Genomic DNA, 17,517 nt, shown 5'->3' with positions numbered 1-17,517 from the left:
TCATCGGTCACAACTCCGCTAGCCAGCGCCGGATCTCGTCCGCGGCGGTGGCGCAGGCCGAACCGATGATCGAGAAGTGATCCGCGTCGATCTCGACCGTCTTGCCCGTGTGCAACCACGCGGGCACGGGCTCGGCCAGATCCAGTCCGGGCAGCTGTCGGGCAGCCCGCAGATCGAAGGTCGGCGCGGCGATCGAGAGCGGCTGCCGTTCGTCGAACAGCTGCGCGTATTTCGCCATCGCGACCAGCCCGTGATCGCCGATCTCGGTGACCCCGTCGGCCAGATCGAGCACGGACTCGATGGCGCTCGACAGAACTCGGCGATTCTGCTCGGCGTCATCGGGCGAGTAGGTGTCGAGCAGGATCACCGCCGACGGTCCCCGCCCGGCCTGTTCCAGGCGATGTGCCAGCGCATGCGCTATGGCGCCGCCGGCGGAATAGCCGACGAGTACATGCGGCCGCGGTCCGTCGACCCGCTCCACCGCGGCGGCCAGCGAATCCAGCAGGACATCCCAGGATTCGGGCAGCCGCTCCCCGGGCCGAGTGCCCGGCAGACGCAGCGCCGCGATCGTGCGATCGCCGCCGAGTTCCCGTGCGAGCCGGCCGAATTGGTGAGGCCCGGTGCCGACCACGAAGGACGGCACACAGATCAGCGAGGCATTCGACCGGCCTCGGCTCAGCGGGATCGGCTGCGACTCGCCGCCGCCGGCGCCGAAGGTATCGACGAGTGCGGCACTCGCCCGCAGCATGGGCAGCGCCGCGTCGACCCGTCCGCGTCGATGGGCGGCCAGTACCAGTTCGGTGAGGCCGCCACGGGTCCCGATGTCCGCGGGTGCCACCGTCGGCGCCGCCGCGGCGGCCGGCACCATCTCATCGATTCTGGCGCAGAGATATTCGGCCAGTGCCGCCGCCGTGGGATGGTCGAAGACCAGAGTGGACGGCAGTGCCAGCCCGGTCGCCTTGGCGAGCCGGTTGCGGAACTCGACCCCGGCGAGTGAGTCGAAACCCAGCTCCGTGAACGGCGCGCCCGGGTCGATGACATCCCCGGATCTGTGTCCGAGACTGGCCGCGACATGATCGCGTACCGCCGCCAGCACGATGTCCGCGTGCTCGGATTCGGTTGCGGCGGCGAGCTGTCCCGCCAGCGATCGGACACCGGCCGCGCGACGCGGCGCGGCGGTGACCAGGGAGCTGAGCATCTTGGGCAGCGTGCCCGCCGCCGCCTGGGCCGACAGCGCCGCGAGGTCGAGACGCACCGCGGCACCGGTCGGTGCGTCGGCGGCCATCGCGGCGTCGAACAGCGGCATCCCGTGCGCGTCGTCGAGCGGGATCAGGCCCTCCCGGCGCAGGCGGGCGATATCGGCCTCGGTCAGGGTGCTCGTCATGCCACTGGCGCCACGCCAGGGCCCCCACGCGATCGACGTGGCCGGTAGGCCGTGGTGGCGCCGGTGCTGGGCGACCGCGTCGAGGAAGGCGTTGGCCGCCGCGTAGTTCGCCTGTCCCGGACTGCCGATCATTCCCGCGAACGAGGAGTAGAGCACGAACATCGACAGGTCCAGGTGCGCGGTGGCCTCGTGCAGATGCCACGCCGCGTCGACCTTGGGTCGCAGTACCGTCGCCAGTCGCCGCTCGGTCATATCGGCCAGGAGTCCGTCGTCGAGCACGCCCGCGGTGTGCACGACTCCGGTGAGCGGATGCTCGGGCGCGATCGTCGACAACAGGCCGTCGAGCGCCGCCCGGTCGGTCACATCGCAGGCCACTATCTCGGCGTGTGCGCCGAGCGCGGCCAACTCCGCGGCGAGGTCCGCGGCGCCGGGCGCCGCCGGACCTCGCCGGCTGAGCAGCAGCAGGCGGCGGGCCCCGTAATCGGTGACCAGGTGCCGGGCCACCAGCACGCCCAGTCCGCCGGTTCCGCCGGTGATCAACACGGTGCCTTCGGGCCGCACGGCGAGGCCGCCGTCCTCGGATGTGCCACGACGAACGACCGGACTCGCCGGAATCACCCGGGGCACGTAGGCCACACCGTCGCGCACTGCCAGCTGGTATTCGTCCGCGAGGCGCACCGCCGCGGCGACACCACCGCGATGATCGCCGGCGCGATCCAGATCGACGATCGTTATCCGGCCCGGGTTTTCGTGTTGCGCGCTGCGCAGCAGACCCCACGCCGCCGCACCCACCGGGTCCACCTGCCCCGCGGCCGGCACCTCGGCCGCGTCCCGGGTCACCACGACGATCCGCTCGTACCGTGCCAGGAGTTCGGGCACCCGCACCGACAGGTCCCGCAGGGTCGAATGCACCGCGCCGGGCACGTCCGCATCCGCCGGTATGTCGGCGAGCCGGACCACCGCGACCGGTACCCCGCCGACCGTCACCGTCTCGGTCTCCCCCGCGAAACCCCAGCGCTCGCCGGCGAGCGGATCTCCGGAGTCCGGCAGCGCCACCGGCGTCCAGTGGAGCCGGTATCCGGTCGCGCCGAACTCCGGTGTGCCCGCGGCGCGCAGAGCCTCGACCGGGATCGGGCGCATCGTCAACGCCGCGATCTCGCACAGGGGTTGCCCACCGGAGTCGCTGAGCAGCACCGTTATTCGACGATTGTCCTGGCCCGCGGCACTCGGCTCGGCCGCGGCCAGCCGGACCCGCGCCGATACCGCTCCGACAGCGTGGATGTCCACGTTCTCCCAGGAGTACGGCACGAAGATCTCACCGTCGGCGGGATCTCCGGTCAGCCCCGTGAAGCGAATCGCGTGCAGCGCCGCGTCCAGCAGGGCCGGGTGCACACCGAATCGCTCGGCCGAAATATGCTCCTGCTCCGGGAGATCGACCTCCGCGAAGACCTCGCCACCGCGCTGCCAGACCGTGGTCAGTCCGCGGAACAGCGGACCGTGTCCGTACCCGCGTTCGGCGAACTCCGCGTACATGTCGCCGATGTCCACCGGTAGCGCGCCGGGTGGCGGCCAGCTCGACGCGAGCGTTTCCGGCGACGACGGCGACTGTGCGACAAGGGTTCCCGTCGCGTGGCGGATCCACTCGGCCCGTTCCCGCGTGCCATCGGATTGCCGACGCGAGTACACCGACACCGTCCGCGCCTCGGCGTCGTCCGGGCCGCTCGCGAGCACTCGCAGTTCGACGGCGCCCTCGGCGGGCACCGCCAGCGGCGCGGTCACGACCAGCTCGGCCAGTCGCGGCGTGGCGGTCATCGCCCCGATATGCAACGCCAACTCCGCGTAGGCCGTTCCGGGCAGCAGCACCGTCCCGCCGATCATGTGATCGGCCAGCCACGGATGAGTCGCGAGCGACAGCCGTCCGGTCGCCACCAGACCGTCGGAGTCCGGCAATCGGACCGCGGCGCTCAACAGCGGATGGTCCACCCCGTCCAGACCCGACGTCCGAACGTCACCGGCGCTCTCGGCGGCCGCGAGCCAATACCGCTGGCGTTGGAACGCGTAGGTGGGCAACGGAACTCGGCGCGACGAACCCCGCATCCGCGACGACCAGTCCACCTTCTGCCCGGCAACGTGCGCGTGGGCGAGGAACGTGATGAACCGAACCTCCTCGTCGGCTCCGCGCCGGGCCGCCGCCGCGACCAGCCATTCGGCCGTGACCACGCCGTCACCGTCTCCGACGCAGCGGCGGATCATGGCGGTGAGCGAGGCATCGGGCCCGATTTCGAGGAATCGGCGCACACCGGTACCGACGAGCGTCCGGATTCCCGGTTCGAACCGGACCGCGGACCGAACCTGCGCCACCCAGTACTCGGGATCGGTGAACGCCGCGTCCGTGGTACCGGTCAGGTTCGACACGATCGGCAGGAGCGGCTCCCGGTAGGTCACTGTCTCGGCGACCGCCCGGAACCGCGCGAGCATGGGTTCCATGCGGGCGGAATGGAATGCGTGACCGACCCGCAGGCGCGTCGTCTTGCGCCCGCGCCGCGCGAGCAGCCGTTCCAACTCGCCGACGGCGTCGATATCACCGGACACCACCACCGATTCCGGCCCGTTCACCGCCGCGATCGATACTCGATCCCCATACCCCGTCAGCAGCTCGATCGCATCGGCCTCGGACAGCGATACCGCCAGCATCGCCCCGCCCTCCGGTAGCTCGCCCATCAACCGGCCGCGCGCCGCCACCAGGGCACACGCGTCCGCCAGTGACCACACACCCGCCAGATAGGCCGCGACCAACTCGCCGATCGAATGCCCGATCAGCGCATCCGGGACGATCCCGAACGACTCCACCAGCCGGAACAACGCCACCTCGAACGCGAACAACGCCGGCTGCGTCCACTCCGTCCGATCCAGCGCGCCGTCGGGGTCGGCGAACATCACCTCCCGCAGCGACCCCGAGAGACGACGGTCGAACTCCGCGCACACCTCGTCCAGCGCGGCCGCGAAAACCGGGAACGCCCGGTACAACCGCGCACCCATCCCCGCCCGCTGCGAGCCCTGGCCGGTGCAGACGAACGCCGTCTTCCCCGCCGCGGTCGTCCCGTCCACCACGCCGGCCGACGGCGTGTTCGCGGCCAGATCCGCCAGGCCCGCGAGCAACTCGTCGCGGTCCCGGCCGACGACCGCGCCGCGCCACTCGAACTGGGCGCGGGTGTCGATCAACGAGTGCGCGACGCCGTGCCGATCGACCTCGGGCCGCTCGACCAGCCACGCCCGCAACCGGTCGGCCTGGTCTCGCAGGCCCGCCTCGGATTTCGCCGACAGGAGCCAGGCGACGACGCTGTCGTCGTCGGTGTCGGTCTCCGCGCCCGGCCGGCCCTCCCGCGCCGGCGCGGGCGCCTCCTCCACGATGACGTGCGCGTTGGTTCCGCTGATGCCGAACGACGACACCCCGGCCCGGCGCACTCGCTCGCCCGCGACCCACGGCTCCGCCTCGGTGAGCAGCCGCACCGCGCCCGCCGACCAATCCACATGTGCCGAGGGGACATCGACATGCAGCGACTTCGGCAACATCTCGTGCCGCAGCGCCTGCACCATCTTGATCACGCCGCCCACGCCCGAGGCCGCGACCGCGTGGCCGATATTCGACTTCAGCGATCCGACCCGGACCGGCTCGGTGCGGCCCTGCCCGTAGGTGGCGATCAACGCCTGCGCCTCGATCGGATCGCCGAGTGGCGTGCCCGTGCCGTGCGCCTCCACCGCGTCGATATCGCCGGGCTCCAGGCCGGCGGCGGCCAGCGCCGACGCGATCACCCGCTCCTGCGACGGACCGTTCGGCGCGGTCAGGCCGTTCGACGCGCCGTCCTGATTCACCGCCGAGCCCCTGAGCACGGCCAGCACCTCGTGCCCGAGTCGGCGCGCGTCCGACAGCCGTTCGATCGCGAGCACTCCCACACCCTCGGACCAGCCGACGCCGTCGGCGCTGTCGGAGAACGATTTGCAGCGCCCGTCGGCGGCCAGCCCGCGCTGGCGCGCGAAGTCCACATACAACTCCGGACTGCCCGAAATCGTGACACCGCCGGCCAATGCGAGCGACGTCTCACCGTTGCGCAGCGCCTGGCACGCCAGGTGCAGCGCGACCAGCGACGACGAGCACGCCGTGTCCACGGTCATGGCCGGGCCCTGCAGGCCGAAGACGTAGGCGACGCGACCCGAGGTCACGCTGTCGGAGTTTCCGGTCATCCGGAAGCCCTCGTATTCACCGACGACCCGCTCCGCGTACCCGGAAGGAGTGGCGCCGACGAACACTCCGGTGTCGCTGCCGCGCAACGATGTCGGATCGATGCCCGCGTTCTCCAATGCCTCCCAGGCGGTTTCGAGTATCAGCCGCTGATGCGGATCCATCGCTGTCGCCTCGCGCGGGCTGATTCCGAAGAAGCCGGCATCGAATGCGGCCGCGTCGGAGAGGAATCCGCCTTCCCGGACATAGGTGGTGCCGGGTTCGTTCGGGTCCGGATTGATCAGCCGTTCCAGATCCCAGCCCCGATCCGTGGGAAAGGGCGTGATCGCGTCCGTGCCCGAGGCCACCAGCTCCCACAGCTGTTCCGGGGATTCGACACCGCCGGGATAGCGGCAGCTCATGCCGACGATCGCGATCGGTTCGTCGGCCCGGACCCGGCGCGCGGTCTGCGCGGGCCGCTGCCGCGTGGCGGGCGCGTCCCCGATCCGGGCAGCGAGCAGGCTCGCGACCGCCTGTGCGGTGGGATGGTCGAAGACGAGGGTGGACGGCAGCGCTATGCCTGTGGCCTTGGTGAGCCGGTTGCGGAATTCGACACCGGCCAGGGAATCGAACCCGAGTTCGGTGAAGGCGATCTCGGCATCGATCTCGGCCGCGGAGGCATGTCCGAGCACCGCGGCCGCCTGTTCGCGAACCACTTCCAGCGCCACCGCGGCACGCTCGTCCGGCGCGGCGGCGGCCAGCCGGCCCACCGGCGCGGATCCGCTGCCGCCCTGCGCGCGAGGGGTCGCCACCAGCGAGCTCAGCACCTTCGGCAGGGCACCCGCCTCGGCCTGTTCGGCCAGTCCGGCGGGATCGAATTCCGCACCCACCACCAGCGCCGCGTCCGCGGTGACCGCCGCGTCGAACAATGCCAGACCGGTCGTGTCGGTGAGGGCGTGGAAGCCCAACCGCCGCAACCGTTCCAATCCGACCGCGCCCAGTTCGCCGGTCATGCCGCTGTCCGCGTTCCACGGCCCCCACGCCACCGATACCGCCGGCAGACCTTGTGCCCGCCGTAGCCGGGCGACCGCGTCGGCGAAGGCATTCGCCGCGGCGTAGTTGCCCTGTCCGGGTGAGCCCGCCAGCCCGGCGACCGACGAAAACACCACGAACGCGGACAGATTCGTGTCCCGCGTGGCTTCGTGCAGCGTCCACGATCCGTCGACCTTCGGGCGCAGCACCCGGTTCACCTGGTCCGCGGTCAGGTTCTCGACGGTGCCGTCGTCGACCACGCCCGCGGAGTGCACCACCGCCGACAGCGGGAACCGCGATGGCATCCCGGCCAGCAGCGCCGCGACGGCATCCCGATCCGCCACATCGCAGGCGGCGACGTCGACCTCGGCGCCCAGTGCCGACAGCTCCGCGATCAGCTCCGATACCCCCTCGGCGTCGCGTCCGCGCCGCGAGGCCAGCAGCAGTCGGCGCACGCCGTACTCGACCGCCAGATGCCGCGCGACCAGGGCGCCGAGCCCGCCGGTCCCGCCGGTCACCAGCACTGTTCCCGTTCCGAACGGTGCGGCCGAACTCGGTGAATTCGATTGCCGACCGAAGGAATTCGCCAGGCGGCTCAGCCGTGGCGCCGACAGCCGGCCGTCGCGCACCGCGATCTGTGGTTCGTCGGTGGCCAGCGCCGCCGCGATCGTCCGGGCATCTATCTCACCGTCGACGTCGAGCACCACGATGCGGCCCGGATGTTCGGCCTGCGCACTGCGCATCAATCCGGCTACCGCGGCCGCCACCGGATCGGGCGACTCGTCCGGCAGTCCCAGCGCGTGCCGGGCGAGCACGACCAGGCGGGATTCCGTACCCGCGTGCGCGGACCACGAACGCACGAGGTCCAGGGCCCGCAGGACAGCGCGCCGACCGGCGTCGGCGGGTTCGTCCGGCTCGTGGTCGCCGACCTGCCAGATGATCGTCTCCGGTAGCCCGGCGGCCACCTCCGACCCGGTGAATTCCTCGAGTCGGCGGTCCACACCGGCCACGACGGCCTGGCCGAGAATCGCCATCGACTCGCCACTCGTCGACGGTGCGGCCGGTCGCAGCGGCACCCACTGCATCCCGTGCAGGGCTACGACGGCGGTGGCGGACCGAACCCGCTCCACCGTGCGCCGCTCCACCGGATGCACCGTCATCGAATCCGCGCTCAGTACCGGCTCGCCGGTCTCGGAGACCACGTCCATGCGAATCCGATAGCTGCCCAACAGCATTGCCCGCAGCCGGACCGGTCCGGAACCGGTGCGCGCCATCGACACGTCGCCGAAGGAGACCGGCAGCGGCACCCGGCCCGCGGGCAGATCGTCCCAGACGAAATCGAGCGCGGGATGCAGGCAGGCGTCGAACAAGGCCGGATGGATTCCGTAGCGGGCGGCCTGCCCGGCCGTGGCCTCGTCCAGCGATACCTCGGCGAACACCTCGTCACCGCGGCGCCAGGCCGCACGCATCCCACGGAAGGACGGGCCGTAATCCATTCCGGCCTCGGCGATTCGGCGGTACAGCACCTGCTCGTCGATGGGCTGCGCGCCCTCGGGCGGCCAGCTCCGATCCCATCCGGTATCGGCGACGGCCGGGGCCGGCGCGGCGGCCAGGACACCGCTCGCGTGCGGAATCCACGCCTCGGCGCCGTCGCGATGCTCGGGCCGGGAGTAGATCGTGAACGGCCGCCGACCGTTCGAATCGGCCTCGCCGACCGCGATCTGGACATCGACCGCGGTCTCGCCGAGGGCGAGCGGAATATCCAGCAGCATCTCGTGAACGACCGCGACGTCCAGCCGCACGCCGATCGCCGATACCAGCTCCAGGTAGGTCGTCGCCGGGACCACCGGCGTCCCGAACACCACATGGTCGGCGATCCACGGCTGCCGGGCGAGCGACAGCGTTCCGGTGAACAGCCACTCGTCCTTACCGGCCACCGGCACCGCATCCAGCAGCACCGGGTGATCGACACCGCCTGCCGCGACCCGGCCGGTCACGTCCAGCCAGTAGCGGCGGCGCTGAAACGCGTAGGTCGGCAACGGCAGTCGGACGCGAGACCGGCCCGCGAACAACGGCTCCCAGTCGACCTCGATGCCGGCGTTGTGGGCGTCGGCGAGGAAGGTGAGGAATTGAGTCACCTCGTCGGTGCCGCGGCGTCCGGCCGCGGCCACCGCCGAACTCGATTCGATATCGGCGGGCAGGCACTGCCGGGTCATCGCCGCCAGCACGGCGTCGGGACCCAGTTCCAGGAACCGCCGGACGCCCATATCCACCAGGGTGTCGACGCCCTGGGCATAGCGGACGGTGTCGCGCACCTGACCGGCCCAGTACAGCGAGTCGGCGAACGCTTCGCCGCCCACGATGCCGAAGACATTCGATATCACCGGTAGCAGCGGGCTGCCGTAGTTCAGACCGGCTGCCAGGGTTTCGAATTCGGGGAGCATGGGCTCCATGAGCACCGAGTGGAAGGCGTGGCTGACCCGCAGCCGAGAGGTTTTCACACCCTGCGCGGCGAGAGTCGACTCCAGTTCCGCGATCGCCGCCTCGTCGCCGGAGATCACGCTCGACGCCGGGCCGTTCACCGCCGCGATCGAGAGCCTGCCGCGGAATTCGGTCAGTTCGGAGACCGCGCGCTGCTGTCCGAGCGCGACGGCGAGCATGGCACCGCCCTCCGGCAGGGCGCCCATCAACCGGCCGCGGGCCGCCACCAGGGCACAGGCATCGGCGGTCGACCACATCCCCGCCACATACGCGGCGACCACTTCGCCGATGGAATGACCGATCAGGACATCGGGAGTGATCGCGAACGATTCGACCAGTCGCATCATCGCGACCTCGTAGGCGAACAGGGCGGGCTGGGTGAACTCGGTGCGATGCAGCAACTCCGCACCGGCCACCCCGAAGACGATGTCGCGCAACGAGTTCACGGCCGGCGGGAAGTCCAGTAGCCGATCGAATTCGGCACACAGCTCGTCGAACGCCGCGGCGAACACGGGAAATGCCGCGTACAGCCCCGCGCCCATGCCGGCTCGCTGCGCGCCCTGTCCGGTGAAGAGGAAGGCGGTCCTCCCCGCGCGCGGAGCCCCTTCCGCCACCGCTGTCCCCGGCGTCGATCCGGCCAGCTCCGCCAGACCGGCGAGCATGCTCTCGCGATCACTCGCCACGACCGCGCCGCGCCGATCGAATCGCGTGCGCGTGGTCAGCAGCGAATGCGCCACGTCGACCGGATTCGCCTCCGGATGCGCCGAGACCCAGTGATGCAGCCGAGCGGCCTGCGCCCGCAGTCCCGCATCGGATTTCGCCGACAGCAGCAGCGGCACCGCCTCCGATGCCACGGACGGGGTGGTGGTGGTCGCGACCGCCGTGGGCTCCGCGCCCGCGGGCGCCTCCTCGATGATCAGGTGGGCGTTGGTCCCACTGATACCGAACGACGACACCCCCGCTCGGCGCACCCGCTCCACCGAGGCGGGCCAGGGCCGCTCCTCGGTCAGCAGTCGCACCGCACCGGCCGACCAATCCACATGCGGTGACGGCGAGTCCACATGCAGGGTGCGCGGCAGCATCTGGTGCCGCAACGCCTCCACGATCTTGATCACGCCGCCGACACCGGCGGCAGCCTGCGAATGCCCGATATTCGACTTCAGGGACCCCACCCACAGCGGGTCGGTGCGGCCCTGTCCGTACGTGGCGATCAGGGCGTGTGCCTCGATCGGATCCCCGAGCGGGGTGCCGGTGCCGTGCGCCTCCACCACATCGACATCGGTCGCGGCGAGCCCCGCCGCGGCCAGTGCCGAAGTGATCACTCGCTCCTGTGACGGACCGTTCGGCGCGGTCAAACCGTTGGACGCGCCATCCTGATTCACCGCCGAACCCCGGATCACGGCGAGCACCTCGTGTCCCGCCCGCCGCGCGTCCGACAGCCGCTCCAGCACCAGTACGCCCACGCCCTCGGCCCAGCTGACACCGTCCGCCGCCGCCGAGAACGCTTTGCAGCGGCCGTCGCGCGACAGTCCGCGCTGCCGGGAGAACTCCACGAACATGAACGGCGTCGACATCACCTGGGCGCCACTGGCCAGCACCAGTGAGCTCTCCCCCTGGCGCAGCGCCTGGCAGGCCAGATGCATCGCGACCAGCGATGACGAGCAGGCCGTATCCACGGTGACCGCCGGGCCTTCCAGCCCCAGCGTGTACGCCACCCGGCCGGAGAGCACACTGCTCGTCGAACCGGTGCCGATATATCCCTCCGCGGCCGAGCCCGCCGCCTTCGCGATCTCCTCGTAGTCCTGATAGGAGACGCCGGTGAACACTCCGGTATCGCTGCCGCGCAACGATGTCGGATCGATGCCGGCCGCCTCCAGTGCCTCCCAGGACGCCTCCAGCAGCAGCCGCTGCTGCGGATCCATCGCCGCCGCCTCGCGCGGGCCGATGCCGAAGAAGCCGGCATCGAAATCGGCCATCCCACTGAGGAATCCGCCGTGTCGCAGATAGGAGGTGCCGGAGTGATCGGGATCGGGGTCGAACAGGTGCTCGAGGTCCCAGCCTCGATCGGTCGGGAAATCGCCGATCGCATCGGTGCCCGACGAGACCAGTTCCCACAGCCCCTCCGGTGAACTGACACCTCCCGGATATCGGCAGCTCATCCCCACGATCGCGATCGGCTCGTCGGTGCGGACCCGGCGCGGTGCCCGCGCGGCACGCCCGGCGCCCGCCTCCTCGGCATCGCCGACCCGGGAACGGACGAAAGTCGCCACCGCCGCCGCGGTCGGGTAGTCGAAGACCAGGGTCGAGGGCAGTTGGACGCCGGTGACCTTGGCGAGCCGATTGCGGAATTCCACTCCGGCAAGGGAATCGAAGCCGAGTTCGGTGAACGGCGTCGCCGGATCGATGGCATCGCCCGAGATATGCCCCAGCACCCCGGCGACCTGACCGCGGACCACCTCCAGCACGATCGCCTCGCGCTCGGGCGCCGCGGCCGCGGCCAAGCGGCGTGCCAGGGTTCCACTGACATCGGCGGCCCGCCGAACCGGCACCGTCACAATGGAATACAGGATCCGAGGCAGCGATCCGTCGCGCGCCCGGTCCGCCAACGCTTCGGTGTCGAAGTCGGTGGCGACGACCATCGGCGCCGCCGCGGCGACCGCCCGGTCGAACAGCGCCAGCCCGTCGGCGGTGTCCAGCGGCCGCACACCGAGCCGGCCCATGCGCGCCATGGCCACGCCGTCCAGACCGCTCGTCATACCGTTGCCCTGATTCCAGGAACCCCACGCGATCGATACCGCGGGCAGTCCCCGGGCCTGCCGGTGGGCGGCCAACGCGTCGAGGAACGCGTTCGCCGCGGCATAGTTGCCCTGCCCGGAGGTGCCCACGACTCCCGCCACCGAGGAGAACAGCACGAATGCCGACAGCTCCCGGTCGCCGGTCAGCTCGTGCAGATGCCAGGCGGCGTCCGCCTTCGAGGCGAGGACCCGGTCCAACTGCTCGGCGCTCAGGGTCTCGATGGTGGCGTCGTCGAGCACACCGGCCGAATGGATCACCGCACTGGGCGCGAATTCCTCGGGCAGTCGTGTCAGCAGCGCCGCCAACGCCGACCGATCGCCGACATCGCAGGCCTCCACCCGCACCTGCGCGCCGGCCGTGGTCAACTCGCTCGTCAGCTCGGCGACGCCGTCGGCACGCTCACCACGCCGCGACACCAGCACCAGCCGGCGCACACCGTGGGCCGCGACCACATGTCGCGCCACGTCCGCGCCCAAACCACCGGTGCCACCGGTGATCAGCACCGCGCCGGCGCCGAAGACGGGTGCCTCGGGCTCGGCCGCCACGGTGGTGTGGCGACGCAGCCGCGGCACCCGCAGGCCGCCGTCGCGGACGACCAGTTGCGGTTCGTCCGATCCCACCGCGGCCGCGATCTGTTCGACCGTCGGATCATCGCCGACCCCGGCGTCGAGGAGGACGAAACGACCCGGGTGTTCGACCTGCGCACTGCGCACCAGCCCCCACACCGCCGCGCCTACCGGATCCGGCTCCTCCCCCGGCAGACTCGCCGCACCCCGGGTCAGCACCACCAGGCGCGCATCCTCGGGATACTCCCGAGATTGCCACGCCTGCAGCACCTCCAGCGCCGAGCGCAACACGTCATGAGTGCGGACCGGGACGTCCACCCCGGCGGGACCCGCCGCGGGCGACCACACCACGACCCGCGATGCCTGGTCGCCGTCGAACACTTCGCCGAGCGAGGCGGCGCGCTGCCGCGCACCCGTGACACTCGCCGCGCCCAGCAGTGCGACCGACGGTGTCGACGCGGGCGCTCCCGAGGGCACCGGCACCCACTCGAGATCCGTCAGCGACGCCCGGCGCACGGTCCCGCGATCGAGTGCCGCCACATCCACCGGCCGTGCGGTCAGCGCATCCGTGCTCAGTACGGGTGCGCCACTGTCGTCGATCGCCGCGACCCTGATCCGTCCGGCGCCCGATCGTTCGATCCGGACCCGGACCGCGGCCGCGCCGGTGCGGTACAGCCGCACCCCGGCGAAGGAGAACGGCAGCGGCAGCCGGCCGGCCGGCATATCCCGCGCGAGTTCGGTGATCGCCGCGTGGAAGGTGGCGTCGAACAGGGCGGGGTGAATTCCGAATGCCGATGCCTGCTCCGCTGATTCGGCCGGTAGCGAGACCTCGACGAGCAGATCGTCGCCGTCGCGCCAGATCGAGGTGACACCCTGGAAGGTGGGGCCGTAGCCGAATCCCAGCTCGGCCAGCCGATCGTAGAGGCTGTCCGCCGGCACGGGCTCGGCGCTCGCGGGTGGCCAGCTCTGCGATTCCGGCCCACCGGATTCGACCCACGCCGGAATGTCCTCGGCCGCGGGGGCCAGCACTCCGGTCGCGTGCGACACCCATTCGACCGCTCGGCTGTTCGCGTCCGCGACGGCGCGGGAATGGATCACGAACCGTCGGCGGCCCGCGTCGTCGGCCGGTTCGACGCCGAGCTGAATGTCGATCGCGGTGTCGTCGCCGAGCAGCAACGGCGCTTCCAGCAATAGTTCCTCGACCGATTCCAGGCCCAGCCGGGCTCCTGCGGCCAGCGCCAGTTCGACGAATCCGGTCCCGGGCATCAGCGCCGAACCGAAGACCGCGTGCTCGGTGAGCCACGGGTGCGTCGCCGACGACACCCGGGCGGTGAACAACGATTCGTCCCGGCCCGCCAGAGCGACGACACCGGTCAGGATCGGATGGTCCGAGGATCCCGACGACGCGTCGCGCAGCGGCTGCAGCCAGTAGCGCTGCCGCTGAAACGCGTAGGTGGGCAGCGACATCCGGCTCAGCGACCGGCCCGCGAACAGCGGGCTCCAGTTCACCTCGGCGCCCGCGCCGTACAGCAGTGCCAGCATGCCGACGAACTGCGTGACCTCGTCGGCCGCGCGCCGCGCTCCGGCGCCCACCACAGATTCCGCTTCGATCTCGGGCTGTTCGGCCAGGCATTGACGAGTCATGGCCGCCAGCACCGCATCCGGTCCCACCTCGACGAAGCGGCGGACCCCGGCCGCGACGAGCGCGTCCACACCGGGCGCGAACCGCACCCCGCCGCGCACCTGCTCGACCCAGTAGCCCGGATCGGTGATCTCGTTCCCGGCGAGCTCACCGGAGATGTTCGAGATCATCGGAACGGTCGGCGCCCGATAGGTCAACTGCTCCGCGACAGTGCGGAATTCGGCGAGCATCGGGTCCATACGAGCCGAATGGAACGCGTGACTCACCCGCAGCCGCGAGGTTCTGACGCCCTCTCCGGAGAGCAGTCTTTCGACCTCCGCGACGGCCGCGTCCGCACCCGACAGCACCACCGATCGCGGACCGTTCACCGCGGCCGGCGACAACCGATCACCATAGGAGGCCACGATGTCGAGGGCCCGCTGCTCGGAGACGGCCACCGCGAGCATGGCGCCGCCCGGAGGCAACGCACCCATCAGGCGACCGCGCGCGGCCACCAGCGCACACGCGTCCGCCAACGACCACACGCCCGCGATATGCGCCGCCGCCAGTTCACCGATCGAATGTCCGATCAGCACATCCGGCCGCACCCCGAACGATTCCACCAACCGGTACAGCGCCACCTCGAACGCGAAAAGCGCGGGCTGCGTCCACTCCGTTCGGTCCAGCACACCGGCGGGATCGGTGAACATCACCTCTCGTAGCGATCCGCCCAGACGCGGATCGAATTCGCCGCAGATCTCGTCCAGCGCGGCCGCGAATACCGGGAACGCCTGGTACAGAGCCGAACCCATACCGACCCGCTGCGCGCCCTGTCCCGTGAACAGGAAGGCCGTCCGGCCCGGCCGGACCGTCGCGTCGACAACATCGGCGCTCGGCGCTCCCGCCGTCAATTCCGCGAGACCCGCCAGCAGCTGTTGCCGATCGCGGCCGATCACCGCGGCGCGCCGATTCCACCGCGTCCTGGTCTCGATCAGTGTGTGCGCCACGCTCCACGGATCGGCCTCGGGGTGCTCGATCAGCCACTGTCGCAGGCGCCCGGCCTGGGCGCGCAGCGCCGCGTCGGACTTGGCCGACACCAGCAGGGCGAGCACATCGGCTTCGGGGCGGGCCGCTGTGGGGTCGTGGTCGTCGCCGGTCGGCGCGGACTCGCCGGCCGCCGGCGCGGTCGCCTCCTCCAGGATCAGATGCGCGTTGGTGCCGCTGATACCGAACGAGGACACACCGGCCCGGCGCACCCGTTCGCCCGCGGGCCAGGGTTGCGCCTCGGTCAGCAGGCGCACCGATCCCGCGGACCAGTCCACATGTGGCGAGGGCGCGTCCACATGCAATGTCTTGGGCAACATCTCGTGCCGCAATGCCTGGACGATCTTGATCACTCCACCGACACCGGCAGCCGCCTGCGAGTGTCCGATATTCGATTTCAACGACCCCAGCCGCAGCGGCTGGGCGCGATCCCGGCCGTACGCCGACAGCAACGCCTGCGCCTCGATCGGATCACCCAGTGTCGTGCCGGTGCCGTGCGCCTCGACCGCGTCCACATCGGCCGGGGTCAATCCCGCCGCGGCGAGCGCGGAGGCGATGACCCGCTCCTGCGACGGACCGTTCGGCGCGGTCAGCCCGTTCGACGCACCGTCCTGGTTCACCGCCGAACCCCTGACCACGGCCAGCACGTCGTGGCCCAGCCGCCGCGCGTCCGACAGCCGCTCGAGAACCACGACCCCCACGCCCTCGGACCAGCCGACCCCATCCGCCGCCGCGGAGAAGGACTTACACCGTCCGTCACGTGACAGGCCACGTTGGCGGGAGAATTCGATGAACAGGAACGGAGTCGACATCACGGTCACGCCACCCGCCAGCACCAGCGAGGTCTCGCCGCGCCGGAGTGCCTGGCAGGCAAGATGAATGGCCACCAGCGAGGAGGAGCACGCGGTGTCCACGGAGACCGCGGGGCCCTCCAAACCCAGCGTGTACGCCACCCGCCCGGAGACCACGCTGCCGGTCGAGCCGATACCCGCGTACCCCTCCGCGACCGGTCCCGCCGCCCGTGCGGTGTGTTCGTAGTCTTCGTACATCACTCCGGCGAAGACACCGGTATCGCTGCCGCGCAGCGATGTCGGGTCGATGCCCGCGTTCTCCAAGGCCTCCCACGAGGCTTCCAGCAGCAGCCGCTGCTGCGGATCGGTCGCCGCGGCCTCGCGCGGACCGATCCCGAAGAACCCGGCGTCGAAATCGCCGACATCGCGCAGGAAAGCACCGGCTCGGGTGTATACCTTGCCGAATCGATCGGGATCGGGGTCGTACAAACCCTCCAGGTCCCAGCCCCGGTCCGCCGGAAACGCACCGACGGCGTCGGTTTCGGAGGCGACCAGATCCCACAGTTGTTCCGGCGATTCCACACCACCCGGATAGCGGCAGCTCATCCCGACGATGGCGATCGGCTCATCGATCTTGTCCCGCAGCCTGGTCAGGTCGTCGCGCGTCGTCATCAGCTCGACGGTGACCTTCTTCAGGTACTCCAACATACGATCGGACGAATCACCGGCGCTTGTGTCCACGTCTCACATCCAGGGTTTTCGGGGTCGGCGAAAAGACCCGGCGACGCGGAGAGCGTCGCGGGCTCACGGAGGTACGGAAGTGCATCGATGATCGATCGATGCGTCGTCGAATCGGCGAGTGGGCCGGCGCGGGACCGGCATGTGGGTGCCTCGGCTCAGACCGTCGTCGGTCTACAACGATCCGCCGAAAAATGTGGCGGCACTGAATTGCTCGATGGTTACCGAAACGTCACAAAGGTGAACTTCTCACCCTGGCGAGAAGAACATCAGCACCCTCGACAATGGTATTCGGTCCGACACCCGTGGCGGACGCCGCAATTCCCCCTGTTGAGAAGACAGAATCATCGCACACCAAAATCTTTCTCCGCCAAGCAAAACCCGCAGGACGACCGTCCAAGTTTGCGAGCTGAGCGTTAGCCTGCCAGTCCACACGGCTTCCCGCAACCGCTACTAAACCAATCAGTATTTCGGTCGATCCGGACAATCGACACGGGCCGATCCGGACCGGCGTCGAGGGCCTCACGATCTCGAAAACGCTCCCCGATCCCGGCCGGAGCGAACCGGATCCCTGCCCCGTCTTCCGAATGAAAGCCGTTGTGCTCTATCATTTTTCGACGAGGGTCGAATTCTTCTCCGCGATATCGGCGGCGGCCCCGCGACGGCGTCCCACCGCCGCATCGGGTGGCCTCACCCAGCGCGCCGTCACTGCGTAAGTATGCCTACGTACCCGCCGGATGGACGGCGAGCAACGTCGCGATCACCGCCCTTTCGGCGCACGGCATCCGCACCGCGAGCGCCGGGCGGCGGCGAAAGATTTTCCGGAACTCGCGCCCATCCGACAT

1 protein-coding gene is annotated in these 17,517 nt (G+C 70.5%); it reads right to left on the bottom strand.

Annotation, left to right across the window (positions count from 1 at the left end):
* Positions 1-7: 7 nt before the first annotated feature.
* Positions 8-16,642, bottom strand: coding sequence for a type I polyketide synthase (locus LKD76_RS02260; RefSeq protein WP_227979257.1), 16,635 nt, complete (start codon positions 16,640-16,642; stop codon positions 8-10).
* Between the last annotated feature and the right edge of the window lie 875 nt (positions 16,643-17,517).

It is taken from the genome of Nocardia spumae, assembly GCF_020733635.1.
In the GTDB taxonomy this organism is placed as follows: Bacteria; Actinomycetota; Actinomycetes; order Mycobacteriales; family Mycobacteriaceae; genus Nocardia; species Nocardia spumae.
The sequence above is the reverse complement of the archived record's forward strand: the minus strand, read 5'-3'. Positions and strand labels throughout refer to the sequence as shown.